We start from the raw sequence: 26,913 nt of genomic DNA, 5'->3' as shown, positions 1-26,913 counted from the left end.
ATCCGAGCACGTGAACCGCACTTTCAAAGGCAAACTGCGAGGCGAAGCTGCAAAGGCAGTGATCCTCTATGCTGCGACTTAGAGAGCAATTTTTTGCGTTTCACGTTGCGCAAACCGCTCGTGCTGGCGCATTGCTTGAGCGGATCGCAAGGCATTCATGAAAGCTATTCCAACCATAGTTCGAGCCTATTTGCGTGGGACCAGGAACCAGTATTTCATTTCCAAAATTATGCGGCCAACAGGAGAGAAAAAATGAAACACCATCGAAACACAATCAAAAGCGGTCTTATGGCGGTCTGCCTTGCCGCGCTTTCGGCACCTATGGCGCTGGCTGATGATGTGAAAATCCGCTTGGGACATGTGCTGCCCGAAAGTCATAGCTGGCACCAGGCGGCGACCGGTTTCGCAGACGAAGTCAGCACCCGAACCGAAGGGCGCGTGGCGATTGAGGTTTTTGCCTCTGGCCAGTTGGGCAGCGAAAAAGAGGTGATCGAAGGACTTCAGTTTGGGTCAGTGCAAGCCGGTCTGATCGGATCGGGTTCGTTCCAGGCGATCGAGCCGCGTATGGGGATCATCGAGATGCCCTATGCTTGGGGCGCACGCGAGCAGGCGTTTGCAGCCCTTGATGGTGATCTGGGCGCGTCATTGGAAAGCATGCTCGACGACAAAGGCATCAAAGTCATTGGCTGGTGGGAAAACGGTTTCCGCAACATTACCAACAACGTACGCCCGATTGAAAAGCCTGCCGATCTGGATGGTCTGAAAATCCGCGTGACGCCCGATAAGGTACGTCTCGCCACCTTCGAATTGTTGGGCGCGCAGCCTGCGCCATTGTCCTTCGGTGAGCTATACTCCGCGCTGCAACAGGGCGTGTTTGACGCGCAGGAAAACCCACTGGCGATCATTTATTCCTCGTCCTTCTTTGAAGTTCAGAAATATGTCTCGTTGACTGAACACATCTGGGGTGCTGCGACCCTTACAATGTCCAAATCGGTTTGGGACAAGATTTCTGCCGAAGATCAGGCCATCGTAAGCGAAGCCGCCACCACATGGGGGGCAAAACAGCGCGAAATGGTTGCTGCCGCCAACGCTGAATTGGTCGCGCAGCTTGAGGAAAAAGGCATGCAGTTCAACGACGTTGACAAAGCTGCCTTCATTGATGCCGTCGCACCGATCTGGGAAAGCCAGAAAGAGGTTTACGGCGAAGACCTGCTGGTCATTCTGAATACCTACAGAAAATGACCACTCTGCGTCCTGAAATAACTGAAGTTGCATCGGTGGAGCCGGTGCAACTTTACGACTTCACCCAGAAGGTGCTGTTTTCGCCTGCTGCACGCGGTGAGGGCTTTATCAAGCTGACGGTTACCACTGGCAAAAAGGGCGCCAAATCCGTCGCCCATTGCCATCCTCGTGATGAGGTTACGCTGACCCTCAAAGGCGAGGCAGTGTTGCGTGCAGGAGGTGAGGAATACCGGATGACCGAAGGGACCGCCGTGCGCTTGCCGCCCGGTCTGGATCATACCGTCGAAGTTATCTCAGATGAATGGGTGGTTGTTGCCGCCTATTGCGATGAGTGCATGCTATGCCGTGGCCCCGAAGGATTAATGAAACCATGACCCTGTCTGCCAAGTCGCTCAGAGCGGCGCATATTATCGACCGTGCCGCGCGATGGGGCGGCGCAGGGCTGGTGGCAGTTTTTGCCGCGATGGTGGTTTATGTCGTTGCCTCACGCTACCTGTTCTCATCAACGCCACGGTGGGCTGAAGAGTTGCCGCGATTGCTGCTGGTCTGGCTGACATTTATCGGCGCGGTATCGGGGTTCGTACGTGGTAGCCACTTTCGTGCAGGATTACTCGACCTGATCGCCCTGCGACCGGCGCTGCGCCGGGCACTGCGCATGTTGGCCGCCCTCGCCACAGCGACATTCCTGTTGGTGTTTCTCTATACCGGGGCGCAATTGACTGGGATGACTTGGTCGCACAGCACCACCGCCCTGTCGCTGCCTGTGGGGCTATTCTACCTCGCCTTGCCGGTGAGCTGCGGCTTCGCCCTTCTCGGCCTTATCTTGAAAGGCGGACGCGCATGAGCATCGCATTGATTTTGTTGCTGGTGGTGTTTGTCGCGTTGGTGCTGATCGACGCACCGATTGCCGTGGCCTTGGGCATGTCGTCGATGTTCTATTTACTGATAGCCGATACCGCGCCGATGATCGTAGTGGCGCAGCGCGCTGTGGCCGGAATTGACAGCTTTACGCTGTTGGCCATTCCGCTGTTCCTGCTGGCCGGGCTTTTGATGGTTCATGGTGGCCTTGCACCGCGCATCATCGCATTCTGCGCAGCGCTGATCGGTCGGCGTACGGGCGGGCTGGCGATGGTGATGATCATTGCCTGCATGCTCTTTGGCTCGCTCTCCGGCTCGGGTGTTGCTGATGTCGTCGCTATCGGAACGATGATGCTACCCGCCATGCGCGACCAAGGCTATGCGCCGGGGTTCAGTGCCTCTGCGCTAGGCTGTGCAGGTTCGCTGGGCACGGTGATCCCGCCCTCAATCGTGCTGATCGTCTACGGCACCGCCACCAACAGCTCGATCGGACAGCTTTTCGTCGCAGCGATTGTGCCGGGTGTGCTGCTGGGAATCGGCCTGTTGATCGTCGCCTGGTGGATTTCGCGCAAACACGGCTGGCAGGGCGGCGAGCCATTTTCCTGGCCTGAATTGGGGCGGGCGGCCAAGGGTTCGGTTCTGGCCATGTTGGCCCCGTTGATCATCGTGGGCGGCATTCGGTTGGGTATTTTCACCCCGACCGAAGCGGCAGGCATTGGCGTGGCTTATGCGCTGTTCATCGGCGTGTTTGTCTATCGCGCGCTGAGCCTAAAACTGTTGATGAAACTGCTGCGCGAAACGACAGAGATGACGGGCGTTATTCTGCTGGTCATTGCCTCGGCATCGGTCTTTGGCTGGATATTGGCGGCCGAGCAGGTTCCGCAAATGGCGGTGGCGGGGATCACGGACGCCACGCAGAGCGCGACTGTCGCCCTGCTGCTGATGATGCTGGTGCTGCTGATCCTCGGCACATTCATGGAGTCCATCGCGATCATCTTGATCCTTGCGCCGGTGTTTCTGCCGATCCTACAGCATTACGGCATTGATCCGGTCTATTTCGGTATCCTGCTGACGATCAATCTGGCGATTGGGGCCAATACCCCGCCGCTGGGGATTGATCTGATGGCTGCCTGTCGCGTTGGACAGATCCCGCTGAGTGATGCCTTTCAATACCTGTTGCCCTTCCTTGGCGTAATGGTGGGGGTGCTGTTTTTGCTGGTGCTTTTCCCCGCCCTGATCACCGACCTTCCCGGGATCCTTTTCTGATCTCGCTCCCTTCTGACAGAAAGACACGAACATGCCGATGACACCTGACGCCCGCGTTGACCTTGAGCGGTTCTGGACCACCATCGAAGCCTCTGCCAAGATCGGCAAGGGCCGCCCCGGAGGCCTGTCACGCCTGACGCTGGGAGACGACGACCGCCAGATGCGCGACTTGTTTTGCGCGTGGTGCAAGGACGCGGGCCTGAGTATCGAGGTGGATGCCGCAGGTAACATTTTTGGTCGCCGCGACGGGACCGATAATTCCCTGCCACCGATCCTGATCGGTAGCCATCTGGATACCCAGATTAACGGGGGCCGCTTTGACGGCATCGCGGGTGTTCTGGCGGGGTTGGAAGTGATCCGATGCCTCAACGACCTTGGTCATACCACGCGCCGCCCGATCGTGGTGGTCGACTGGACCAATGAGGAAGGCGCGAGGTTCTCGCCGCCGATGGTCGCGTCGGGCTGTTTTGTTGGGAAGTACAGCATCGACTGGGTGCATGACCTGATCAGCGACGACGGCGCGCGCTTTGGCGACGAGCTTGAGCGGATCGGCTATAAAGGCGATCGGCCCTGCACGGCGGGAGAGATCGACGCCTATTTTGAGCTTCATATCGAACAGGGGCCAATCTTGGATGCGGAAAACCGACAGGTTGGCATTGTCACGGGCGGGTACCCGGTGCGTGGGATGCGTGCCTCGTTCAAGGGCCAGACAGCGCACACCGGCCCAACCCCGATGGACCTGCGCCGCAATGCGCTGGCGGCGGGCGCTCGTTGGCTGACGGCTGTCGATGACATCGGTTGGGATTTTGCCGTGCACGACGGCAAGGCGACAGCGGCGCGCCTGACCGCGTGGCCGAACAAGCCGGGCATTCTGTCGGACACAGCCGAGGCGGTCTGCGACGTGCGCCACCCCGACCCGATCACCACCCTGGTCATGACCGAAAAAATGCGCCGCGCGCTGTTTGAATCCGCTGCGCGCTGTGGCTGCGAAGCGGTGATTGAGGATGAATGGGAATGGGGCGGCGACATCTTTGACGCGGAGTTGATCGACGGTCTGCGCACCCAAGCAATTCGCATGGATTACAACTGGCGCGACATCCAAAGCCAGGCGGGGCATGACTCCTATTTTCTCGCCACTCATTGCCCCACTGCAATGATCTTTACCCCCTGCAAGAACGGCATCACTCACAACAACGAAGAAAGCTGTGAGCCTGCTGATTTCGTTGCTGGTCTCAATATTTTGCTGCATGCGGTCGTGGCGCGGGCGGATAGGTGAGCACCCTGATCGCACTTGATGCGCTGGACAAAGCGCTGGGCTGATCTGCGCTGACTGGCAGACTGTGGGAACGGGATCACGAGAACGCAGTCAAAGCCCCTTTGCGTCAGGTGCCGACCATCTGGTGCCGTGAGGCCAGTGAGGGTCATCATTGATCGTGCCTGCTTAGATCCCCGCTGCGTATCTCGGGGATAAAGTTGGTAACCTTCCTTCCGGAAAGGGCCGTGAAAGGCAGATCCGCAATTGACACCTGCCGTCCATTCTTTTGTGGGTAGGTTGGCGGGGAGGAAGTCACATTGGACGTCGACATAGTGACGGCACGGCAGCGATCTCGGCGTTCGCCGACGGTTATTTGCCCCCCGAAGATGCCCCCCCGCTTTTGATCATTGATCCCTGCGGCCATGGGAAGGCACCCCAATCTGGGCCCGTGATCATGTCATGTTGGGATAGAGCGCAATCAATTCTTGCGCCATCTGCACAAACTTTTGCTCGGAGGGGCTCAACTTTTCAAGCGGCGCATGAACCAAGTAGACATCCGCACCAATTGGTTCATCGGTAATCTTCAGCGGCCACAGGGTGCCGTCGCGGATGTCACTGGTCACGGACATCAGCGGTAATATCCCGATACCCAAACCCGCGACGATCATGCGGCGGACCTCCTCAAGATTGGTGCTCAACCCGTTGATCCGATTGCCCAACCGCGTACCTTCGCGCAGCACCGACATCGGCTCTAGTCCCATGCTCTCGGTGGCGCAGGCGAACGAGATAAAGGGTTCGCGTTGTAGGTCGCGCACACTGACAGTTTCCATTCCGAACAACGGGTGCTCGGCGCCGCAGAACACACGGAATTCTTCACGAAATAGACGGATTGAGCTGAGGTTGACGAGCGGCTGTGACATCAGGCAGAAGCCCAGCCCAAGCCGCCCTTGTTGAATATTGCGCACAATGGTCTGGCTGTTATGAATCTCGCTTTGAAACATCACCGACGGGTGGCGCTGGTGGTAAAGACGCAGCAGTTCGTCCAGCATCGGTGACACCAGATTGCTGATGATCTGGTAGCTGACCTGGCCGCGCTCCTCTTCGGTGGCGCCACGGATCAGGATCGAAATCCGCTCTGCGCTATGGAAAATGTCGCGACATTCCTGATAAATCTTGTCGCCGCGCATGGTCAGTTCGAAATGGCGGCTATCGCGAAAAACCAGCTGACAATCCAACTGCGCCTCGAGTTTCTGCAAGGCATTGCTGACAGATGGTTGGCTAAGGCCAAGGCGCTTGGCGGCCTTGGTAATGCTCTTTTCCTTAGCGATCATGTAGAACATCCGCAGCAGGTTCCAGTTCATCTCCGCAGGTAGATTGGCATCCATATTTGAGTTCCCATAAAATCCAAGCCTCAGATCGGTGATATCATCCATTTGCAGAATCAAATTATAGCGTGAAGCTGTTTTTCACATTCCTATACGCTATTGTTGCGGATTGTGTGCAGTTGCACTTATCCGGTCAATTTCGTGAAGGTTTAACTGGGACGAGCACCGGCCCGCCAAGGTGTGAAATTTGCCGTGTTGAACAAGGTTTCGGCAAAGTTTTGTCGTTCGTTTCTGTGGGTGCTGCTTGCTCAAACCCTCTAAGGGTCCCATCGCATCAACCCTTCCGGCGGCCAAGAAAAAATCTGACCCGACTATAATTGTCATAGCTCGGGCCTATTTGACCGAAGATCGATTCCGCGCTCAGGTTTTGGCATCAGCAAAGAAGCCAGGAACGCACATGAACTCTCATCTCGATCTCTCGGATATCGAAACCGCGACGCTTGGGCATTTTCTGAGCGATGGTTTCATGGCGCCCTCGATCCAAGCTCTGCTGAGTGACACACGTGTGTTCGGACCGGCATTGACCGTACGGATGCCTGGTGATGACGGATCGGCCTTGGTCGAAGCTCTGTCTTGCGCGCAACCCGGACAAGTGATCGTTGTCGATCGCTGCGGCGATTTTCGCCATGCCTGTTGGGGGGCGGTCACGACCTGCGCGGCCAAATCGCGCGGTGTAGTTGGTGTTGTGATTGACGGCTTTGTCACCGACCGCTCGGCCATCATCGGTGAAACCTTTCCAGTTTGGTGCCGTGGCCGTTCACCCATAACGACCAAGCCCAGAGGGTTGGGTGGGGATGTGAATGTCGCAATCAACTGCGGCGGTGTTGCGGTATCCCCCGGCGACATGGTGCTGGCTGACGAAAGCGGCGTCGTCGTCATGGACCCCGGTCAGGCCGAAACGTTCTGCCGGCGTGCGCGCCTGATGCAGCAGCAGGAATTAGAGATCCTCGACCGGCTGCGTGCCGGAGAGACGCTTACCCAGATCACCAGAGGCGAAAAATCGTCCGCATGAAGCCGAAAAAACAGGCCGTGAAAATACAACCAATCCCCAACCAACAGAGGACCTCATGACATACTTTCAACCCAAACGCATTTTGACTGGGTTTGCAGCGCTTGCTGCCTGCACAGCTCTTTCGACCGGGACACCGGCCATGGCTGACAAGGCCAACAACACCCTTAATGTGGCCTTTGCCGCCGAACCAGAACCGCTGGACACATACAAGATCGCGGGCCGTGAAGGGCTTATTCTGGCACGCCACATCTACGACGGGCTTTTGTATAAAAACCTCGATACCGGCGAGATCGTACCCGCGCTTGCAGAAAGCTGGGAATTCACCGGGCCGCTCACCATGGAGTTTTCGCTGCGCAAAGGCGTCAAGTTCCACGACGGCTCGGACTTTTCCGCTGACGATGTGGTCGAGACCCTTAACACCGTGATCGCTGCCGAATATGGCACCCGCTATTCGATTTCGGTAGATTGGATCGACAGCGTAGAAAAGCTGGACGATTACAAAGTCCGCATCAATATGTCCAAGCCATTTGCTGGCGCGGTGGAAATGCTGGCCGACGCCCTGCCGATGTATCCGCATGCGTTTTTTGCCGAAAACGGGTCGGCGGGAATATCCGCAACACCCATCGGCACCGGACCCTACAAACTGGTGTCGCAGGAACCCGGCATTCGCTACGAGCTGGAACGGTTTGAAGGACACTACGCCGATAGTCCGAAAAGCGGCGCGGCGATCGACAAGATCGTGGTCCGCACCATGCCAGAGATGAACACGCAATTCGCTGAACTGATGTCTGGCGATCTGGATTGGATCTGGCGCATTGCCCCGGATCAGGCAGATCGTCTGCAAGGCCGCGTACAAATCATCAGCGCACCTATTATGCGCATCGGCTACGTCGGGTTCGCGCCGGAAGCACTGGAAGGCAATAGCCCGATTGCGGACAAGCGCGTGCGTCAGGCTTTGATCCACGCGACCAATCGCGAAGCCATCGTCAACGCCTTTGCCGGCGGCGCGTCAAAGGTGCTGAACACGCCCTGCAACCCTGCGCAGTTCGGCTGCGAGCAAGATGTGACAACCTATGAATACGACCCTGAGAAGGCCCGCGCTTTGCTGGCTGAAGCGGGTTACGCTGATGGTTTTGAGCTTGAAATGGTCTTTGCCGCCATGCCCCGCCCAACAGCCGAAGCAATCGCTGCTGATCTGGCCAAAGTCGGCGTAACGCTTGTTCTGAACGAACAACAGTATGCGGCAGGCATCGGCCAATGGCGCGGCAAAGAACTGCCTGCGTTCTTCTCGAACTGGGGCAGCTACGGGATCGGTGACGCTGTCTTTATCTTGTCCAACTTCTTTGGCGGCGGGGCGGACGATCTGGTGCAGGACAAGGAAGTTGCTGATTGGCTGACCGTGGCTGACACCGCAGCCGACCGTGATGTGCGTGCCGAGAATTACAGCCTCGCTGTCAAAAAGATCGCTGACGAAGCCTATTGGATGCCGATGTACAATTTCAACGTCAACTACGGCCTGTCCAACGATCTGAACTTCACGCCACATCCCGATGAATTTGCCCGGTGGTGGATGGCCAGCTGGAAATAGGCAGCCCTCAAACGGCAATGGTCCGGACGGCGCTCTCCCCGTCGCCCGGACTTTCATTCGGGAAAACATCATGGTTTCATTCATTCTAAAACGGTTGTTCGTCGCATTGTGCGTCTGTGTGACCGTATCGGCGGTAAGTTTTGCGCTGATGTTTCTGTCCGGCGACCCGGCAATTGCGATTGCAGGTGCGGGTGGACGGGCGCAAGACGCTGAAGCGATCCGCGTCGCCTATGGCTTTGATCGCCCGCTTCTGGTCCAATATCTCGACTGGGTCGGAAGCGCGCTGGTGGGTGATTTTGGCCAAAGCATCTACTTTAATATTCCGGTCACCGAGATCATCGGCAATCGTGTCGGCGTTACTTTGAAACTCGGCGTCATGTCCTTTTTACTGGCTCTCGTTGTGGCGGTTCCGCTGGGGGTTGCCGCGGCACTACGCCCAAACGGGTGGATCGACCGCGCAGCACTGGTGCTGGCCGTTACCGGACAAGCCATCCCGAGTTTCTGGCTTGGTCTGATGGCGATTGTCGTCTTCGGGGTCTGGTATGGCTGGGTGCCGATTTCCGGCGCTGAGACATGGCAAGGCTATATCCTCCCGGTAATTGTGCTGAGCTATTATGCAATGCCCGCCATGATGCGGATCACCCGTTCTGGGATGATCGACGTGCTGGCAACAGATTACATTCGCGCGGCACGCGCCAAGGGGTTGCCGATGACAACGGTTATCGGGCGCCATGCCCTGCGCAACGCCGTGCTGCCATTGGTGTCGCTTGCCGCCGTACAACTGGGCCTGCTGTTGTCAGGCTCTATCGTGATCGAAAGCGTTTTCGCGCTGAACGGTTTGGGGCGGTTGGCTTGGGAATCCTTGCTGCGCAGCGATCTGCCGGTAGTGCAGGCGATCATTCTGATCCTGTCGCTGCTTTATGTCGCGCTTACGACCTGCGCCGATATTCTGAACGCCGTGCTCGATCCTCGCCTCAGAGGAGCCGCATAATGTCAGACACAACAGCAGAGACCCGCCCCGCCACGGTTTGGCGAAAATCCCTAAAAAATTCCGGCGTTATGATTGGGGGAACAATCTTGCTGCTGATCGTGGCAGTTGCAGTTTTTGCACCCCTGCTTGCGCCGCACGACCCTGTTGCGCAGGATTTGACCCGGCGTTTGCTACCGCCCTTCTGGCACGACCGGTCCGTTCCCGAACATATATTGGGCACCGATCATCTGGGCCGGGATTACCTCTCTCGCATGATCTACGGCGCGCGGATTTCTCTTGGTGTCGGTTTGGGTGTTACGCTGCTTTCCGGCGTGATCGGCGTAACTCTAGGTCTGCTCGCGGGTTATTTTGGTGGCTGGGTCGATATGGTGATCAGCTTTGCAATTACCACGCGGCTGTCACTGCCCATCGTTCTAGTGGCATTGGCGGCGGTGGCGCTTGGCGGCGCGTCGCTGACCACATTAATTACCGTTTTGGGATTACTGCTCTGGGACAGGTTCGCGGTTGTCGCGCGCGCCGCCACGCAAAGCCTGCGGCACCAAGAATTCATCCACGGGCTGCGGGCCATTGGCGCAAGCCGTGCCCGCATTCTCTTTCTTGAGATCCTGCCGAACATGCAAAGCATGATCCTTGTGGTGGTGACGCTGGAGGTGGCGAATGTCATCTTGCTTGAGGCAGCTCTTTCCTTCCTTGGCCTTGGGGTGCGGCCCCCGACCCCTTCATGGGGGCTGATGATCTCGGAAGGTCGCGACAACATCCTTTTCGATCCGTGGCTGATTGCCATGCCCGGCTCCGCGCTTTGTCTTTTGGTACTGGCCGTCAATTTGTTCGGAGACGGCATGCGCGACATCACGGGGCCTGCAAGACGATGACTGAATTGCTTCTGGATATCAAAAATCTAACGGTCTCATTGCCAACTGACCGGGGCGTCTTGCACGCCGTGCGCGGAGTCGATCTTCAAATTGCGCGCGGCGATACCCTCTGTCTGGTTGGCGAGTCTGGCTGCGGAAAATCGCTGACGGCGATGGCGCTGATGGGGCTGTTGCCGCGTTATGCAACGGTAACCAGCGATCGTTTTGATATGGCGGGTCAGGACCTAACCCAAAAACCTCAGTCGAAACTTGCGCTATTGCGCGGGCGCGAGGTTGCCATGATATTTCAGGACCCGACAAGCGCGCTTAACCCGACGCTTACCGTCGGGCGACAGCTCACAGAAGGTGTGATGCGCTCAGAGAAGCTCGACCGGTCGGCAGCGGATGCAAGGGCCATCGAAATGCTGGATCGGGTCGGAATATCCAACCCGTCTGCGCGACTGACCCAGTACCCTCATGCCTTTTCCGGGGGGCAGCGCCAGCGCATCATGATCGCCTCGGCCTTGATGGGGCGACCGCGTCTTTTGATCGCGGATGAGCCGACAACAGCATTGGACGTGACAATCCAGGCGCAGATTCTCCGCCTTCTGGGCGAATTGCAAGCTGATCTGGGGCTGTCGATGCTCTTGATCACTCATGATCTTGGCGTCGTTGCGGCCATCGCGACCGATGTCGCCGTCATGTATGCAGGACGCATCGCCGAGTTGGGCCCAGCCCGCGAGCTGTATGAGGCGCCGCTGCATCCCTATACCCAAGGTCTGCTGCGGGCGATCCCCGTGCCGGGCGTAACGAAACGCGGCAGCCAACTGCCGGCGATCCCAGGGCGGGTTCCGGGTCTTATCGGTCCCCTGCATGGCTGTGCTTTCCGCGACCGCTGCGCCCTGGCGAGCGACGAATGCGCGAAAGGCCCCGTGCCACGCCATGCGCATGGACCAGATCGTTTCGCTGAATGCTACAAGGCCGCCGCAGTGGAGACCGCGCGATGAATGCCCCGATGATCCAGATGAGCAATATCCGCAAAACCTTTCGCCTGCGCCGTGGCCTGTTCGGCCAAGCCGACGAATTGCTTGCCGTCAAAGACCTTTCGCTTGAGGTCGCCAAGGGGGAAACCTTGGGGCTGGTCGGGGAATCCGGTTGCGGCAAGAGCACGGCGGTCAGCATGATGCTGGGCCTGATGCGCCCTGATGCCGGCGAGGTTCTGATCTGTGGCAAGCCGGTAGCTTCGATGCCGGTTGCCGAACGGGTGCGGCTGATCCAACCAGTTTTTCAGAACCCAAACGCTTCTCTTAATCCGGTCAAGCGTATCCGGACCCTGATCGGCCAACCCTTGCGATTGCACGGTGGCGCAGATGAAAAACCTGAAGTCGCACGGATGCTGGAGCTTGTTGGCCTTCCGACGCGGCTTGCTGATGCCTATCCGGGTGAATTGTCAGGTGGGCAACGTCAGCGGGTCGCCATCGCGCGGGCCCTTATTTTGAAACCGACTGTGCTGATTTGTGACGAACCCACCTCAGCGTTAGACGTGTCAGTACAGGCCCAGATTATCAATCTGCTGCTGAGCCTAAAAGCCGAACTGGGCCTCACTATGGTTTTTGTCAGCCATGATCTCGCGGTGGTGGAGCATTTGGCGGACCGTGTCGCAGTGATGTATCTTGGCGAAAAAGTCGAAGAGGCGCGAACCGAGGCATTGTTTAAGGCCGCTCAGCATCCTTATAGCCGCGCGCTTTTGGCAGCGACCTTAGCTCCAAATCCGGGCTTTGGACTGCCTGACCTCAAGCTTGGCGCAACAGCAGCCGATCCCTTCGCCGCCCATGCCGGATGTCTCTTCGCCCCGCGCTGCCCCGACGTCTTGGACGGATGCCGAACCCGGCTACAAGAACTGCGCGAATTGCCCACAAGCATGGTGCGCTGCGAACGGGCGGGCCCGAGATTAGTTTGACGTGCTGGCGGGTGCGGTCATAGGGCAGGTGGTCGGACGCGATGCGCCCACTTTTAATGGGGTCCCGCCGTAGAATTCATGCAGCTGTTTTAAGTTTCATGTTGAGGGTCATGGCGCCCATACGCTCATCGTTTTGCGCAACCATTTTCCGTTTCATAGCGAGGCGTGCTAGCTCATCTTGTCCCGAGTGCGCGGTCACTGGGGGCTTAGGAACCGCAAACTGATCCTGCTTTGTTAGACATGCCAACGCGCATCTATCTGAAGACCAACCCAAATGCTTCCACTTGGTCATTGATCAAGCAGCACCAAGTCAGCCTAATTGATCGGCCTTCAACCGCCAAGCGGGCAGCCGTATAATCGCGGATGTGGATTGATCTGCGGCATGAACCTCAAACTCTCCGCCATGAAGCTCTACAAGTTTGCGGGTCAGCGGTAGCCCCAAGCCCAAGCCGCCGCGCGTATCCCTGTTGTCAATGCTTCCACCGACCACAAAGGGTTCGTATAGGGCGCTCAGTTCAACGCTGTCGTCCAGCTTGCCGTTGTCCGTTATCGAAAGTTCGACATTCCCCGAGGCATCCAGGCGACTTCCGACCGTAATCTCCTGACCGCCGTGATTAACCGCATTCAGGACAAGAGCGTGCAGCGCAATTTTAAGCTGGTCAGGGTCGACATAGATAGGAGCGCCGAATGCGCCCTCAGCAAGGGTGATCGACTTCAATTCGCCCCCGCGACCTGGTAGAACCAAGTCAGCGGTGGTCTTAAGAAGGCCGCCTAGATCGCAAGGCTGCTCATTTAGCCGCAACTCGCCTGTCGAGGCATTGCTGAATTCAATTATTTTTTCGATAAGGTCCATTAGATGCGCTGCTGATTTTCGCGCGGAACTTAGCAGGGTGCCGTTGATCCCCCGTGCGGCAGTTGCTTCAAGCAGTCTCAAGCTGCCCAGTAGTATAGTCAGTGGTGTTCGCAGCTCATGCCCCACAAGGGTGATAAAAGTCGATCGGACCGCCAGGTCTTGCGACTGATCTACCGGACGTGGCGGCACAGCTTCCAGCGCTGCGACCACGGCTTTTCCTAAGTCTGCCAGAATGGCCATCTGATGATCAGAGGGTGCATCGTGTGGCACAAGGTCAAGGCCGCACAAACTGCCAAACCGCTGACCCGACGACAAAATCAGAGGCACACCGGCATAGAAACGCGCTCCCGGTCCGCCTTCGGCAACCATGGGATGGGTCTCAAACCTGGGATCTTTGCTTAGATCAGGGACGACCATCGGCTCGCCCGACATGATTGTATGTGTGCAAAAACTATTGTCTTTCGGCATCCGATCAAGCTCAATTCCCACCACTGATTTATACCATTGGGTGTCCGCTTCTACGACACTGATATGCGCGATTGGGCAGTTCAAAAGCTTCCGCGTCGCCTCGCAAATAGCGTCAAACACGCCGCCGTTTGCCTCATGCATACCGGGGACTGCAAAAACGGAGCGTAGGCGCGCTTCCTCATTAAAAGGAATGGGATAAGTTCTCACGTCGACCTCGCCAGATTGGATGCTTGCTACGGTAGTAACAACTTGCCGAACCAGCGCAATATTCGATTGATCAGGCCATTGGGTTTTGGTGCGTGAGGGTGGTTGGCCTTTGCTTCGTATCGCGTGTGGGACCGCCTGAAGACCTCGTTTCGTAAGCGGGATGGTTTGAATTCCAGTCAACTGCTACCGCTTCAAACGTGGTCCCTTGCTGTAAGCCAGCCATTTTCTTGTCAAATGAAAACCGAACGCTAGATATTTCCAACGAGTTTAAAATTGCGGTGCTTAGCGGATGGTTATTACGGACAATGATACTAAATCTAAGCTCAGATTTAAGGGTTGGTGACGATTTCGAGATACAGCAATAATCTCTTCTGCGGGCCGACGAAGCAACTTGTTGCAGGCCGAAAGGGCGAAACTTACCTTGCCTACGGATGACGATGTTTGCCTTACACCAAAGCCTTTCAACCAACGCTCGCGAAGTTTGACCTGTCGACCATCCTAGTTAACGATCACATTACGAAGCGGCTGCGACGCTACGCAAACTTGTCGGACAGCGTAAAAAATACTACTTATTAGTGCATCTGGCTGCGTAATAAGTCCTACAAACGAATGAGTTTTCCCTGTCGTGCCTAAGGCTTCGTAAGGGCATGATCCAAGGAAAGTGACGATGCAGGGAAAGACTAAAACCGATCGACTGTCGAGCCTCCCGACTGGGACCGCCGGACTGGATGAGGTTCTTCGAGGGGGGATTACCCCGCATCGGCTTTATCTGGTTGAGGGCACTCCCGGAGCGGGCAAAACGACGCTTGCGCTTAAATTCCTAATGGAAGGGCGCAAGATTGAGGATAAGGGGCTTTACGTCACGCTTTCCGAAACAGTTGATGAGCTGACGTCGGTCGCTGCGTCCCATGGTTGGACGTTGGACGGGATCGAACTGTTTGAGATGGTCGCCGAGGATCAGTTCAGCTCTGATCATGAGCAATCCCTTTTGCATCCAAGCGATGTCGAACTCGGTGAAACAGTGCGCGGCATAATCGAGCTGGTCGAGAAGACCAATCCTACCCGCGTTGTTCTGGACAGTCTGTCAGAACTGCGTCTTCTCGCACAGAATCCATTGCGCTATCGCCGCCAAATTCTAGCCCTTAAACATTTCTTCGCACGCAGAAATTGCACTGTTCTGATGCTGGACGATCGGACAGCGGAACCTGGCGATCTGCAACTTCACTCCATTGCACACGGTGTCATCTCGCTTGAGCATTTGGCGAATGATTTTGGGTCAGAGCGACGTCGCCTGCGTGTGATCAAGATGCGTGGCCTGAAGTATCATGGCGGCTATCACGACTTTACCATCGAGAAAGGTGGTATCTGCGTCTACCCGCGCCTGATCGCAGCCAACCACCATCGCAGCTTTTGCAGCGCCGCTGTGGCAACGGGTCTGGCGGAACTGGATGCGCTTCTCGGCGGTGGGCTTTTTCCAGGAACAACTGCCTTGCTGGCGGGGCCGGCGGGCGTAGGCAAGACGACGACAGCAGTGCGCTGTATGATTGCCGCGCTGCAACGCGGCCAGAAGGCTGCCTATTTCCTTTTTGATGAGCGCCTGTCGACGCTGATGACCAGGTCAAAGGCGCTGGGCATGGACCTGCAGCCCTACCTTGACGATGGCCTGCTTGAGATACGTCAAATTGATCCGGCCGAGCTGTCGCCCGGCGAATTCGCCAACGCTGTGCGTAATGCAGTGGAGGAGGATGACGTCGGTTTTGTTGTGATTGACAGCTTGAATGCCTATCTGCACGCGATGCCAAGCGACAATTTTCTTGTGCTTCAGATGCATGAGTTGCTGAGCTATCTCGCCCAACAGGGTGTCGTTTCATTGATGATCCTGGGTCAGCATGGCGTCACAGGCGAATTGCGGTCCGACATCGACATCAGCTATCTAGCCGATACCGTCATGATGCTGCGTTTTTTCGAGGCGCAAGGTGAAATCCGCAAATCTATCGCGGTAATCAAGACGCGAACCTCAGATCATGAACGCAGTATCCGAGAGTTCAAGATTGACGGGAATGGGATTTCTATTGGTGCGCCAATCCGCAGCTTCTCAGGAATTTTATCTGGCTCTCCGGTATATACCCCCAGTAACGCTGACCTGCTGCCGCTTGAAACTGACAAGACGGCGACAGATCGGTGAGCGTGCAGGCTGCTGACATTGATGCCGAGGCGAACCCATCGGAGGATATCTTGTCCTCCGTTGGCGTCCTTGCGCCGCGCGGACGCGACGCTTCCGTAGCGTCTCAACTCTTAGAGAGGGCTGGCATCAACGCCGTCATCGTTACCACTTTATCTGATCTGGCCGACCTTGTCGAAAATCAGATTGGGGCCGTGCTGATAACGGAAGAGGCGCTGAGCGGTTCCGGGGCTGATGTCCTCAATAGCGTACTTGTGGCACAGCCCTCTTGGTCAGATGTGCCATTTATTGTTCTGGCTAACGGAACCGTCAGAAACCGAAGCGATCGGGCGGCATTGCAAATGGATGCGCTGCAAAACGCGGTGCTACTTTCCCGTCCCCTCCACGCCGAGGAGCTTTTCCGTTCTGTCCGCTCTGCGCTCACCGCCCGGCGTCGCCAGCACGAAGCACGCAAACGCATGGAAGAGCTACAACTGCGCGAGAGGCAGCTGTACGAAAGCGAGGCTAAATTTCACGCGATCGCAGACTCTGTCGATCAAATGATCTGGTCAACTTTGCCGGACGGCTATCATGATTACTACAATCAACGCTGGTACGAGTATACTGGCGTCCCCGAAGGCTCGACCGATGGCGAAGCGTGGAACGGTATGTTTCACCCGGAGGACCAGGAAAAAGCATGGGGCCTTTGGCGTCACAGTTTAGCGACAGGCGATCCCTACGAGGTCGAATATCGTCTTCGGCATCGTTCGGGAAAATATCGTTGGGTTCTGGGGCGCGCCCAGCCCGTTCGTGACAAAGATGGTTCGATTTTGCGCTGGTATGGCAGCTGCACAGACATCGATGAAATCAAGCTGGCGGAAGAGCATCGCCAATTGATGCTGGGGGAGATGAACCACCGGGTGAAGAACACGTTGGCGATGGTGAACGTCATGGTCTCTCAGACGTTGCGCCAAGCAACCAATATGCAGGACGCACAATCCTCGCTTCAAGCGCGGATCGGCATGATGGCACGCGCCCATGACCAGTTAATAAACGCAAACTGGGCTGAAACCCGGGTCACCGAAGTGGTGGAGGCCGCATTAGCCCCTCACCGGACGGGGGAGGGGCGCTTTTCAATTGAAGGCCCTGATCTGCCTATCGGTGCAAAGCAGGCTTTGGCACTGACGATGGCGCTTCATGAACTTTCGACCAATGCCAGCAAATATGGGGCGTTGTCGGCGCAAGGTGGAAAGGTACAGATCGCCTGGGATATGATGGCAGATGAGAAAGAAGCGTTTGTATTCAGTTGGACTGAAAGCGGCGGACCTGCGGTTGAAGAACCAAAGCGGAGCGGTTTTGGGAGCCGCATGATCAAGCAGGTTCTACCCGGATATTTTCACGGTACTGCGGAACTTAACTACGACCCTAAAGGTTTAAACTTTAAGCTTAGCGTGCCACGATCAGGGCTAATAATATGATCTTTTCTACTTCGAAGTAATTGAATGATAGGGGCAGTAATGACACCGCAAACAACCAGCCTGCCTTCTGTACTTGTAGTAGAGGACGAAATTCTCATCCGGATTGATGTTGTTGATATGATCGAAGACGCCGGTTTTCGAACCTACGAAGCGGAATCCGCAGATGTCGCTATGTCGCTCATGAGACAACATTCCGATATTGGTATCCTGTTCACAGATGTCGAGATGCCAGGGTCAATGAACGGTCTAGATCTCGCCGCGCGGGTAAAGGATGAATGGCCGCTGGTCACCGTTATCATCGCATCGGGCAAGGTTGGGATTGAAAAGTCCGAAATGCCAGATGGCGCAACTTTTCTCGCGAAGCCATATGCTTCAAGCTTGGTATGCAAAACCCTGCACGATGTCAGCCAGCCTATTGGGGGCGGTGTTGAGGCCGCCCCATAGATACAGTTGTGCCTCATTTGGATTGAGGTCGGTTGCGATCGCAAGGGTCGATGGGGCAGGAGGCTTATCTACCCGTCGACATACAGTGACTTGATTGAGCTTTTACTGGATCTGTTGATTGCCACCGAGAACTTACCCGGCAGGCGCAGGCACCACATGCTGCCGAGAACCGTGCAGGATCTGCCGAAGTCTCAGACACATGAGTTGGGTGGAGCAGCGGGATGATATTCTTCGCGAAGCGCCCACGTTTTTGACATTGGTAGACTTCGACCGCCAATCCAGACGATGAACCCGCTCATAGAGGGTCAACATGCCGATCGTGAGGTCAAACGATCCGCTGCGCGTTACTGGCAGCCTCTGCGACCTTCTTTAATTCCCTGTACAGGCGTGCTGTCTACATGTCGAAAGCGGCGGTTGGTTATGCAGCCTCATCTCGAACGTATCAACCGAAAGCCAAGGTGATCAGGCGGCAGGCCGACCGCGCAGCCACCCACGCTGGCGTCCCGCACAAAATTTATGACCGCCGCTTGGTGGGCACCTCCCGCGATACGAACGCCGCAGTAGTCCGCGCCTAAGGCGATGCTGCTGTCGGTATGAATTATCCCGTTCGCCAGACACCCATCCGTCCATTCCCAAACATTGCCGGCCAAATCCGCCACGCCAAACGAATTAACGCCAAAGTCGCCGGGAGGTCTTAGGATTGAACTATGCGTGCCGCGCAAAAGCGTGCCGGTTTTGTATTGCGCCAGCATCCGTGCGCCAGGATCAAGGACCTCTTCTTCAGCGTCAAATTCGGAAAAGACATCTCCTGCGCGTTCGGCTGCCGCCCGCTGCCACTGTGGTGCTGTTGGCAACTGCCAATTTTGGCCGCTGCGCGCAGACAGCCAGCGGGCATAGGCAGTGGCATCTATCCAATTGACCTGTGTCTGGGGCAGCACGCCAGTTCCGGTTGGTACGGCTGCGCAATCGCCGTCGCTGACGCAACTTGCGTATTGATCCCGCGATACCTGATATTTCATGATCTCGAAACTGCCCACGTGCACCACGTAGGCGTGCGGGACTGCCGCTTTTCCATCCTTTGTAAAATTCCCCATCGGGCGATAGGCGATGTCACCGGGCGGTATGATCACAAGCTCCGGCAATGCAATCTGCGGTCGGGCGTCGTCCATAGCCAGGTAGGCGATCCCTGCAAGCAACAATGCGAGCAGTGCAAATCGGAGGGGAGAGGAATTTAGCATCAGGGGTATGCCTCTTGCGTGTCCAAGGGCGACCGGGGGCGGCCGCCCTTGGTTCTGAAACTGGGCTAATCAGTTTACGGCAATGCAGTCTTGCCTTCGTAGGTTGCATCATACTCGGTCGGTGCCTGAACCTGTTCCATCAGGTCATTGTTCCACTCACCCTGGACAACAACATGCGCAGTCGCCCCAAGGTTCACCGCCTCGATCAGGTTATGATTCACGTAGGCATAGACACCGGGCTGCAGGAATTCATAGAGCGCGGCCCCGGCAGAGCCACCAGCGATAAACCATGTCTCCAGATCACGCGCGGGCGGGTTATTGAACTTGCCGCGTTCCCAAACCAGATCGCCGTGGCCCCCAATCAGGTGCGGACGGCTGTCACGGTTGGCCTGACTGTGCACAAACAGCACCTTTTCACCTTGGTTCGCGGTGAGGGCGTTGTCGCCGGTCAGCGCACCGACCTTGCCATTAAAGACGACGTGGCTGGGGATCAGCCCGTTCATCACTTCAAGCGTGTCGGGATAGCTTTCTCCGACATCTTCGAAGCGTTTGTAATCGCCCGCTTCATCCTTGGGGATGTAGAAATCGTTTTCGCCTATGTAAAAGACTTTGTCATAGGTCACCGAATTGCCTTCGTGGTCGCGCAGCCCGTCGCGGGGCAGGACCATGATCGCGCCCGACATGCCAGAGACGACGTGCCAAGGGATCATCGGGCCGCCCGGTGCACAGTGATAGACAAAGGTGCCTGGCCGTGTCGCTTTGAACCGCAACACGGTCTTCTCGCCTGGGTTGACCAACGTCAGCGAACCGCCCCCCAATGCCCCGGTGGCGGAGTGAAAGTCGATGTTGTGCTGCATCAGGTTCTCAGGCGAATTGTAGAGTGTCAGTTCAACATAATCGCCCTCGTGCACCACCATCATAGGGCCCGGGATCGACCCATTAAAGGTCATTGCCTGAAGATAGGCGCCGTTGTCGACCTCGACTTCCTTTTCCACGATACGCATTTCAAACTCGACCACGCGCGGTTCTGCCGGGGCGATTTGTTCGTGGGGATGGACCATCGGCGGGCGAACCAGCTTGTGCTGGATGCGCTCGAGGCTGGACAGGTCAACCGGTTCAGCCATCGAGGTGTCCATGATCTCTTCGCTGGCGGCGGCTTTGGTCAGGATAGGCAGCGCGGCTATTCCGGCGGCGCCCATCAGTGCGGCACGTCTTGTCAACATTCTCTGTCTCCTTTGCGGACTGTGTTTTAGTTGAGACAGTTCTATCGCCGCCGGAATTTGCGAACATTGATGCAGCGCAAACTTCGTGCAGCTATTTGCGGGCCGATTTCGCGTGACCATAAACCAACGCGCGGGGGCCAATCTGGGTGGATGTTGCGCCGGCGCAAAGACAGGTTGTGAAACCGCCCGCAGGATTTCCGGATGTCATGAGGGGCTTATGCAACATCCGGATATCAACGATCCCAACTTGCCGCTTTCAGTGCTGTTCCAGCATTGGCCCGAAGCGGTTGCGCCGTTCTTCGCCCGGCGCATGCTTTGCCCAAGCTGCCCTGTCGCCCGGTTCTATACAATTGCCGACGCCTGCGAAGAATACGGTCTGGACACGACGGTTTTCCGGGCTGAAATTATTGCACAGATAGAAACAGCCAAAGCTAAGGGCCGTTAAAGAGACCCCAGCAGCACCAGTTTGTGCGGATCGGTCACCAGAATATGCTTGCGGGTCGATCGAACGATGCCGTCCTTTTCCCATGCGGACAGCATCCTGCTGACAGTATGTAGTGTGGTGCCTGTCATGTCAGAAATGTTCTGCCGGGTGACGGGAAAAGCGATTTCGATGCCATCGCCCGTCTTGCGGCCACTTTGGTTAACCATGCGCAACACTGCGGCGGCCACGCGTTGTTCGACGGCCTGTGTCGCGATTTCCGTCAATGTGTCCTGAATCTGGCCCAGACGCTGACCAACAGTTTTGTACGACTCGCTGGCAAAACCTTGATATTTCCGTGTGAACTCGGGCCATAGGCGCACAGGCCAGGCCAATACTATGGATTCGTCGGCGGCGATCGCCGTCGCAGGGTAGGTGTCGCGCTGAAGCGCCGCTGCAATCCCGAACAATTGACCGGGGGAGATATGCAACACGATGATCTGCTCGCCTGCGGCCATCGTACGCACCACACGTAGGTATCCGTCCAGAAGAAGATAAAAATGACCGGCCTCCAGCCCTTCGCCAAAGACCTCTGCGCCCTCATCATAGCGCTGCGTTCGGGCCAGATCGAGGATCTCGCGAATTTCTGCGCGGTTCAGCAGGCTGAAGGGCGGCAGACCTGTCAGAAGACTTTCATCGAGTTTAGGCACGAATGTTCCAGGAGTTTGTTTCAGATCAATGTTCAGGCCGCAGTCATGCTTCATATCAGGTCGTGAGATCAAAATATATCACGAAGAAAGGACTTGACGATGATTAAGACACTGATGGCAACTGCCGCCCTAGCACTGTTGGCCGCGACCGCAAATGCCGAGACTTTTGAGGTCAAGATGTTGAACAAGGGGGACGCGGGCGCGATGGTTTTCGAACCTGCGTTTATAAAAGCGCAGGTTGGCGATGTGATCCGTTTCCTGCCCACCGATAAGGGCCATAACGTCGAGAGCATCAAAGGTATGCTGCCGGACGAAGTTGAAGGGTTCAAAACCAAGTTCAACGTAGAGTTTGATCTGACCGTCGAACAGGAAGGTGTCTACGGCATCAAATGCACCCCGCACTATGCCATGGGGATGGTTGCTTTGGTCCAAGTGGGCAATGCCGTAAACCTTGATGAGGCCACTGCCGTCAAACAAAAGGGCAAGGCCAAAGGCCGTATGGCGGATCTTTTGGCGCAGGTCGAATAACGCAGACCGACACACCGTAAGATCGGGGCGGAGCCATTGGTTTCGCCCGTGATCGCTTCACGGAGGTAAAGACCCATGGCCAACCGCAGAGAGTTTTCAGGCCCCGTCTTGTTCTCTTTTGGGTTCAGGCCATTTTTCCTGTCCGCCATGCTGTTCGCCATGCTGGTTATACCGATCTGGTGGTTTCTATGGCAGGGCGATATCGGCATTAAGGGGCCGTTTGCTCCAGCCGACTGGCACATCCACGAAATGGTCTTTGGTTATGCCGCGGCTGTTCTCGCCGGTTTCTTGTTCACTGCGGTCCCAAATTGGACTGGGCGTCTGCCCACCACGGGCTGGCCCTTGGCCATCCTGTTGGCGGTCTGGATGGCGGGGCGAATTGCCTCCGCTGGGGTGACGGGTTTGCCACCTATAGCCGTAGCCATCGTAGATCAGCTGTTTCTGATGCTTGTGGTCGCCATGATCGCCCGCGAAATTCTGGCGGGCAAGAACTGGCGCAACTTGAAAGTGCTGGTGCCGGTATCCTGTCTTTGGATAACCAACATATTTTTTCACGTCGAGGCGGCGACGCAAGGTACAACTGATTACAGCAGACGCCTGAGCCTGGCGCTTTTGATATTTCTGGTCATGCTGATCGGCGGCAGAATAGTGCCCAGCTTTACGCGCAATTGGCTGGCGCGGCAGCACGCTTTGAAACTTCCCACCCCGTTTAACCGCTTTGATGCAGCTACGCTCGGCGTGAGTGAATCTGCCTTGGTGACATGGGTTGTCTTGCCGTTCAGCGTCGGTTGCGCTGTTGCCGCTTTGCTTGCCGCAGGGTTTCAGTTAGTCAGGCTTTTCCGCTGGCGGGGGTGGTCAACCATTGGCTCACCTCTTTTGGTTATGTTGCATGTGGCCTACGCGATGATCCCCCTTGGGTTGGTTGGCATCGCGGCTGGCGCCGTTGAGCAGGCGTCGCCTGCTGTTGGGATTCACCTGCTGGGTATCGGGGCAGTGGGCGGCATGACCGTGGCCGTTATGATCCGCGCGACAATGGGTCATACAGGCAGGGATTTAAACGCCGGATTGGTGCTGACAACCGCTTTTGGCTTGCTCATCCTATCGGCAATCCTGCGCGCAAGCGCAGATACCATTTCAATTGGTGGGCGGAGTGGCGTCGATCTATCCGCGTTGTTCTGGGTGATATCATTCATGCTGGTCTTAATCAGGATCGGTCCGTGGCTGGTCGCGCGCAGCAAGAAGTGAGGCGCCACTCGCAGGGATTAGATGCACCCGATGCATCGCGAAAGACCTGCGTCTTGAAAGCACCGTGAGTGTTCTTTTCACGCCGCCTAGCGGCGGAAATGGATCTCAGGAATTTTTAATATCTTGAAGCCAGATCGAAAGAAAACCTTCGTTCTGGGCCGCAATTTCAGCCGTGTCGACGGCACGCTTGCGGGCTTCGGCGCGGTTGTGGCGGATGATGTCGATGCGTTTGGCTTCTGCAAAGAGGGCATTCAACTGATTGTGGATGCCCGCGCTGTCTTTGCGCAGACGACTGGCTTCGGCCTCTTTGCGATGAATGGTCTCAGAGACATTGCGAATGAAGGCGGACAAGACGCGTGTGGCTTCGATGGCATCGGGATCGCCGCGATCATCCAGCTGCGCCAAGAGTGCGTGTCGCTCAGCTTCAATCTGCCCAAGCGCGCGGTTTACTTCGACCATTTCCAGCGCCACATTTTCCATTTCGTGGCGTTTGAGCCGCGACAGCACAGCCAACCCATCGGTTCGCCGTGGTTTCATTTGCCGTTGTCTTGCACATAAATGATCAGTCGGTCGCGCATTTGAGCTAACATATGGGGATCAAGTATATCGACGCCCTCGGGAGCCACAACATGCCCGATCACACCGTGGCGTCGCATGGATGCGGGCAGGATGGGCGCTGTGGGATCTGCTTTGGTTTCGTCTTCGGCGGGCTCTTCCTTGGCAGCGGCCGATCCCGCGGCGTGGCCGGGGCCTGTCAGGGCCCAATAAGCGGCCAGTGCTAGGGGCAGCATTCGCATCATACGGCAGGCAGTTCGCGCTGCGAAGTCTCGACGCTTGAAAAGCCGGGCTGCTTGGTCGTGGGGATGTTACCCCGACCCAATTCGATGCACACACCAGGCGGGTGGCCTGCGACGATTGCAACGATGACATCGCGGATCACAGTATATATTGCGCCGTCCTCTTCTTCAATCTGTTCCAAACGCCCGGCAATTGGCTGAACGATGCAGTAGGCCAGAAATACGCCCAGAAAGGTACCAACCAGCGCGCCGCCAATCATGGCACCAAGGATCTCCGGTGGTTTGTCGATGGATGACATGGTCTTGATCACGCCCAACACCGCTGCGACGATGCCAATCGCGGGCAAACCATCGGCCATGCTTTGGATCGCACGTGCAGAGATCAGGGATTCATGATGGTGTTTCTTGATCTTGCGGTTAATGACGTCTTCCATTTGAAAGCGGTCATCGAATTGCATCGCCATAATGCGAAAACTGTCGCCGATCAGATCGGTGATGAAATGGTCCTTCATCAGCTTGGGGTACCGCTGAAAGATCGCGCTGTTCTCGGGGTTCTCGATATGGTCATCCATCGCCACGATGCCCTTGACCTTATAGAGCCGCGCCAATTCGTACATCAGGTTCAGCACATCATTATAGTCGGTGGCCTTCCAGCGGGGACCTTTGACCACCCGCATGACCCCGCCGATTGACGACTTTGCCACAGAGAAGGAATTGGCGATCACGAAGGCACCCAGCGACGCTCCACCGATCATCATGCCTTCGTAGGGCAGCGCGTGCAGAACGATGTCCATGTTGCCCCCTGACAGCATGAAGCCGCCAAAGACCAATCCGAAAACCATTACAAGACCAAGCAAGAGTGTCATTGACCCACGAGCCTCCCAAAATGAAACTATTCTTACTTTATCCTTGAGTGAGGGCGTTTCTACAAGTATTATATCCTAAAGAACTTGGGCATATTCAATGGATAGTGGTTTTTCAGCCAAAGATTGGGACGAAGACGAGGCAGAGGTGTCGCAGGATGCGGACGCTTTTGCCTATTTTGTTGATCCCGCTGAACTTGCCGTTCTTACGCCGGGGTGGCCCTCGGGCATGCGCCTGTTGCTGTGCATGGACGCGGCGGGGCTATGCGAGTTTGTGGTTTTTCACGACGACGAGGAAAACGCTGTCTTTGAACGCGTCGCCGATATCCTGGATCGTCCGGTGGGTGGCTTTGCTGTCAGTCCGGATCTGGACGGGCATCCAACGCGTCGGCTGTTGTTTTCGGAAGAGAACGCCTTGCTCAAGGCCATTCAGGATAGCGACAGCCTGCAAGAGATCGCCGCAGACTACTTGATCAATTATAATTTTGCACAGGAAGAAGGTCTGGACTTTGATAAGCTCATGCGACCAAGGCAGAGTGTTGAAGGCGGTCAGGCGCTGCGTGTGACAACCAACAAGATCTTTCCTGTTGCATCAAGAACAGCGCGCAAGAAGCGCATGGTTCGGTCTGGTCCACCGGAAGGCTATGCATCGGTCGACGAGGTCTCCCCTGAAGATTGCTTTTACCTGAGCCTGGAGATGTGGGTTGCCGGGGGGCGCATCCGGATTGCGGCCAGTTCGGATCAGCCCTTGCCGATGGTGCCGACGCTGGCACGAGAAATCGCGTTTCGCGACGATTTTTCCTCAGTCTATATACCGCGCAACATTTTGCCTGGGCACTGGCGTCCGCTGGATGACTTGGCGATCGACATGCCGATAGAGTTGTTTCCTGCGGGGTTTTCGGACAACGCGGTGCGCCGAAAAGTCCAGGTGGCCGTCATGCCGCGCGGGATATTCGTGGAGTTCGGTGCGCCATTGCCCGCAACTGCACCTGTAGATGTGACCATGCCAATGGGCGATGCAGCGCTGCCGGCAGCAGTTCCCAGCCGTCGTCGGCAGTTTCTGAAAAACCTGCACATACCGCTGATTGCAATTGCGGGATTGGGCGTTACAGGCCTGTTCAGCACGATCATTGCGCAGACAACGGCACACGAACAAAGCGCCCAAGTTCAGCAAAAGACAGCCATCTATAGAACGGTGCCACAAGTACAACCATGACACACTTTGGCCCCTTTGGCGGAAATCTGCTTGCTAAAGCTTGATAACTCTCCAAAAACAGTTCGAATCGTGATAAGGATAGCGCGCAAAGATTAAAGTATCTTTGTACCATAACGAGTAGGGCTCAAATTTGAGCTTTCGCGTAACTTGCAGAAGGCAAGATTAACTCATCCAAGAGAAAGTTACCTCATGCCCAATCTGACAGCCAATCCGAACCTGAGCGATACGGCGATTGCATCTATCGTGTCTGGGTTTGCAACCCGCACAGATGTCTCAATCGACGACATCCTTACATTAGTGGAACGGCTTAAGTCGATGCCGTCCGAAACAGGCCCAAGCACTGTTTCGAGGTTGCATGCCATCCCCGGCGCCCATGCCGAGCAGAAGATGACACAGGACACGATCTTCTGCCTTTGCTGTGGGAAGGGCTTCAAGATGCTCAAGCGTCATATCGGCGCAGAACATGGGCTGACCGAAGCGGAATACCGCGTGATGTTCGATCTGCCCGCGGATACGCCCTTGGTTGCGCCCAGTTATAGCAAGCGCAAGGCGGAGTATGCCAAACGGTCCGGGCTTGGGAAATACAGCCGGGACAAATCCGACAAGAACGCAGAAATCTCCTGATCCGACAGCATAGCCGTCCGCGTTACGAC

Annotated in this window: 27 protein-coding genes; 19 read left to right on the top strand and 8 right to left on the bottom strand. The window is 56.4% G+C overall.

Translation table 11 applies throughout. The annotated features are described in order from the left end of the window. Positions 1-252 precede the first annotated feature (252 nt). The 5 genes from AC1965_RS15550 to AC1965_RS15530 are packed head-to-tail and all read left to right on the top strand — an operon-like array spanning position 253 to position 4,642. The gene (locus tag AC1965_RS15550; RefSeq protein WP_483884756.1) at positions 253-1,242 is read left to right on the top strand and encodes a TRAP transporter substrate-binding protein; all 990 of its coding nucleotides are present in this window, start codon (positions 253-255) and stop codon (positions 1,240-1,242) included. Next, positions 1,239-1,616, top strand: a complete 378-nt coding sequence (locus AC1965_RS15545) for a cupin domain-containing protein (protein WP_483884755.1) — start codon at positions 1,239-1,241, stop codon at positions 1,614-1,616. Before AC1965_RS15550 ends, AC1965_RS15545 begins: the two co-directional genes overlap by 4 nt. After that, the gene (locus tag AC1965_RS15540; RefSeq protein ID WP_483884754.1) at positions 1,613-2,086 is read left to right on the top strand and encodes a TRAP transporter small permease; all 474 of its coding nucleotides are present in this window, start codon (positions 1,613-1,615) and stop codon (positions 2,084-2,086) included. Before AC1965_RS15545 ends, AC1965_RS15540 begins: the two co-directional genes overlap by 4 nt. After that, positions 2,083-3,366 carry a TRAP transporter large permease gene (locus AC1965_RS15535; protein WP_483884753.1) on the top strand — a complete coding sequence of 428 codons (1,284 nt, stop codon included), beginning with the start codon at positions 2,083-2,085 and terminating at the stop codon, positions 3,364-3,366. Before AC1965_RS15540 ends, AC1965_RS15535 begins: the two co-directional genes overlap by 4 nt. Before the next feature lie 31 nt (positions 3,367-3,397). Further along, the gene (locus tag AC1965_RS15530; RefSeq protein WP_483884752.1) at positions 3,398-4,642 is read left to right on the top strand and encodes a Zn-dependent hydrolase; all 1,245 of its coding nucleotides are present in this window, start codon (positions 3,398-3,400) and stop codon (positions 4,640-4,642) included. A gap of 431 nt (positions 4,643-5,073) precedes the next feature. Here the strand turns inward: AC1965_RS15530 and AC1965_RS15525 are convergent, their stop codons facing one another. Continuing rightward, positions 5,074-6,006, bottom strand: a complete 933-nt coding sequence (locus AC1965_RS15525) for a LysR family transcriptional regulator (protein ID WP_483884751.1) — start codon at positions 6,004-6,006, stop codon at positions 5,074-5,076. Between the two features lie 397 nt (positions 6,007-6,403). Here AC1965_RS15525 and AC1965_RS15520 point away from each other — a divergent pair, with 397 nt between their 5' ends. The 6 genes from AC1965_RS15520 to AC1965_RS15495 all read left to right on the top strand — a co-directional run bounded on the left by AC1965_RS15520 (position 6,404) and on the right by AC1965_RS15495 (position 12,408). Continuing rightward, the gene (locus AC1965_RS15520) at positions 6,404-7,018 is read left to right on the top strand and encodes an RraA family protein (protein WP_483884750.1); all 615 of its coding nucleotides are present in this window, start codon (positions 6,404-6,406) and stop codon (positions 7,016-7,018) included. 139 nt (positions 7,019-7,157) lie between these two features. Further along, positions 7,158-8,606, top strand: coding sequence for an ABC transporter substrate-binding protein (locus AC1965_RS15515; protein ID WP_483884749.1), 1,449 nt, complete (start codon positions 7,158-7,160; stop codon positions 8,604-8,606). A gap of 70 nt (positions 8,607-8,676) precedes the next feature. Then, on the top strand, positions 8,677-9,597 hold the full coding sequence (locus tag AC1965_RS15510) for an ABC transporter permease (protein WP_483884748.1): 921 nt from the start codon (positions 8,677-8,679) through the stop codon (positions 9,595-9,597). Further along, positions 9,597-10,469 carry an ABC transporter permease gene (locus AC1965_RS15505; RefSeq protein ID WP_483884747.1) on the top strand — a complete coding sequence of 291 codons (873 nt, stop codon included), beginning with the start codon at positions 9,597-9,599 and terminating at the stop codon, positions 10,467-10,469. The genes AC1965_RS15510 and AC1965_RS15505 overlap by 1 nt, the downstream gene beginning before the upstream one ends. Then, positions 10,466-11,455, top strand: coding sequence for an ABC transporter ATP-binding protein (locus AC1965_RS15500; protein ID WP_483884746.1), 990 nt, complete (start codon positions 10,466-10,468; stop codon positions 11,453-11,455). The genes AC1965_RS15505 and AC1965_RS15500 overlap by 4 nt, the downstream gene beginning before the upstream one ends. Beyond that, positions 11,452-12,408 (top strand): oligopeptide/dipeptide ABC transporter ATP-binding protein, encoded by a 957-nt coding sequence (locus tag AC1965_RS15495; protein WP_483884745.1) that lies wholly within the window; start codon positions 11,452-11,454, stop codon positions 12,406-12,408. The genes AC1965_RS15500 and AC1965_RS15495 overlap by 4 nt, the downstream gene beginning before the upstream one ends. Before the next feature lie 310 nt (positions 12,409-12,718). Here AC1965_RS15495 and AC1965_RS15490 read toward each other — a convergent pair whose 3' ends face one another. Beyond that, on the bottom strand, positions 12,719-13,849 hold the full coding sequence (locus AC1965_RS15490) for a GAF domain-containing sensor histidine kinase (protein WP_483884744.1): 1,131 nt from the start codon (positions 13,847-13,849) through the stop codon (positions 12,719-12,721). Between the two features lie 754 nt (positions 13,850-14,603). Between AC1965_RS15490 and AC1965_RS15485 the strand changes: the two genes are divergently transcribed. The 3 genes from AC1965_RS15485 to AC1965_RS15475 are packed head-to-tail and all read left to right on the top strand — an operon-like array spanning position 14,604 to position 18,019. Next, positions 14,604-16,121 carry an ATPase domain-containing protein gene (locus tag AC1965_RS15485; RefSeq protein WP_483887062.1) on the top strand — a complete coding sequence of 506 codons (1,518 nt, stop codon included), beginning with the start codon at positions 14,604-14,606 and terminating at the stop codon, positions 16,119-16,121. Beyond that, positions 16,118-17,575 (top strand): sensor histidine kinase, encoded by a 1,458-nt coding sequence (locus tag AC1965_RS15480; protein ID WP_483884743.1) that lies wholly within the window; start codon positions 16,118-16,120, stop codon positions 17,573-17,575. Before AC1965_RS15485 ends, AC1965_RS15480 begins: the two co-directional genes overlap by 4 nt. A 39-nt stretch (positions 17,576-17,614) precedes the next feature. Next, positions 17,615-18,019 (top strand): response regulator, encoded by a 405-nt coding sequence (locus AC1965_RS15475; RefSeq protein WP_483884742.1) that lies wholly within the window; start codon positions 17,615-17,617, stop codon positions 18,017-18,019. A 428-nt stretch (positions 18,020-18,447) separates the two neighbouring features. Here AC1965_RS15475 and AC1965_RS15470 read toward each other — a convergent pair whose 3' ends face one another. Both AC1965_RS15470 and nirK read right to left on the bottom strand, forming a co-directional pair. Next, positions 18,448-19,188, bottom strand: coding sequence for a formylglycine-generating enzyme family protein (locus AC1965_RS15470; protein ID WP_483884741.1), 741 nt, complete (start codon positions 19,186-19,188; stop codon positions 18,448-18,450). A 143-nt stretch (positions 19,189-19,331) separates the two neighbouring features. After that, a complete protein-coding gene (gene nirK, locus AC1965_RS15465) occupies positions 19,332-20,480 on the bottom strand; it encodes a copper-containing nitrite reductase (protein ID WP_483884740.1) in 1,149 nt (382 codons plus the stop codon). 217 nt (positions 20,481-20,697) lie between these two features. Here nirK and AC1965_RS15460 point away from each other — a divergent pair, with 217 nt between their 5' ends. After that, positions 20,698-20,925, top strand: coding sequence for a hypothetical protein (locus AC1965_RS15460; RefSeq protein ID WP_483884739.1), 228 nt, complete (start codon positions 20,698-20,700; stop codon positions 20,923-20,925). Here the strand turns inward: AC1965_RS15460 and AC1965_RS15455 are convergent. Further along, positions 20,922-21,611: a Crp/Fnr family transcriptional regulator gene (locus tag AC1965_RS15455; protein ID WP_483887061.1), complete on the bottom strand. Its 690-nt coding sequence runs from the start codon at positions 21,609-21,611 to the stop codon at positions 20,922-20,924. The genes AC1965_RS15460 and AC1965_RS15455 overlap by 4 nt on opposite strands. A 99-nt stretch (positions 21,612-21,710) precedes the next feature. Between AC1965_RS15455 and AC1965_RS15450 the strand changes: the two genes are divergently transcribed. Together AC1965_RS15450 and AC1965_RS15445 are read left to right on the top strand one after the other, a co-directional pair. Next, on the top strand, positions 21,711-22,139 hold the full coding sequence (locus AC1965_RS15450; RefSeq protein WP_483884738.1) for a pseudoazurin: 429 nt from the start codon (positions 21,711-21,713) through the stop codon (positions 22,137-22,139). Between the two features lie 75 nt (positions 22,140-22,214). Further along, the gene (locus AC1965_RS15445) at positions 22,215-23,384 is read left to right on the top strand and encodes an NnrS family protein (protein ID WP_483884737.1); all 1,170 of its coding nucleotides are present in this window, start codon (positions 22,215-22,217) and stop codon (positions 23,382-23,384) included. 105 nt (positions 23,385-23,489) lie between these two features. Here AC1965_RS15445 and AC1965_RS15440 read toward each other — a convergent pair whose 3' ends face one another. From AC1965_RS15440 to motA, 3 genes are read right to left on the bottom strand one after another with little or no spacing between them, the layout of a single operon-like run. Then, complete coding sequence (locus AC1965_RS15440; RefSeq protein ID WP_483884736.1) at positions 23,490-23,921, bottom strand: hypothetical protein; 432 nt, start codon at positions 23,919-23,921, stop codon at positions 23,490-23,492. Further along, positions 23,918-24,184, bottom strand: a complete 267-nt coding sequence (locus tag AC1965_RS15435; RefSeq protein ID WP_483884735.1) for a hypothetical protein — start codon at positions 24,182-24,184, stop codon at positions 23,918-23,920. Before AC1965_RS15435 ends, AC1965_RS15440 begins: the two co-directional genes overlap by 4 nt. Further along, on the bottom strand, positions 24,181-25,047 hold the full coding sequence (gene motA, locus AC1965_RS15430; RefSeq protein WP_483884734.1) for a flagellar motor stator protein MotA: 867 nt from the start codon (positions 25,045-25,047) through the stop codon (positions 24,181-24,183). Before motA ends, AC1965_RS15435 begins: the two co-directional genes overlap by 4 nt. Positions 25,048-25,273: 226 nt before the next feature. On the opposite strand from motA, the gene AC1965_RS15425 reads away from it, so the two are divergent. Further along, complete coding sequence (locus AC1965_RS15425) at positions 25,274-26,260, top strand: hypothetical protein (protein ID WP_483884733.1); 987 nt, start codon at positions 25,274-25,276, stop codon at positions 26,258-26,260. A gap of 189 nt (positions 26,261-26,449) precedes the next feature. Further along, positions 26,450-26,884 (top strand): Ros/MucR family transcriptional regulator, encoded by a 435-nt coding sequence (locus AC1965_RS15420; protein ID WP_483884732.1) that lies wholly within the window; start codon positions 26,450-26,452, stop codon positions 26,882-26,884. Positions 26,885-26,913: the final 29 nt, after the last annotated feature.

Source organism: Sulfitobacter sp. KMM 9851 (assembly GCF_057178245.1).
The sequence above is the reverse complement of the archived record's forward strand: the minus strand, read 5'-3'. Positions and strand labels throughout refer to the sequence as shown.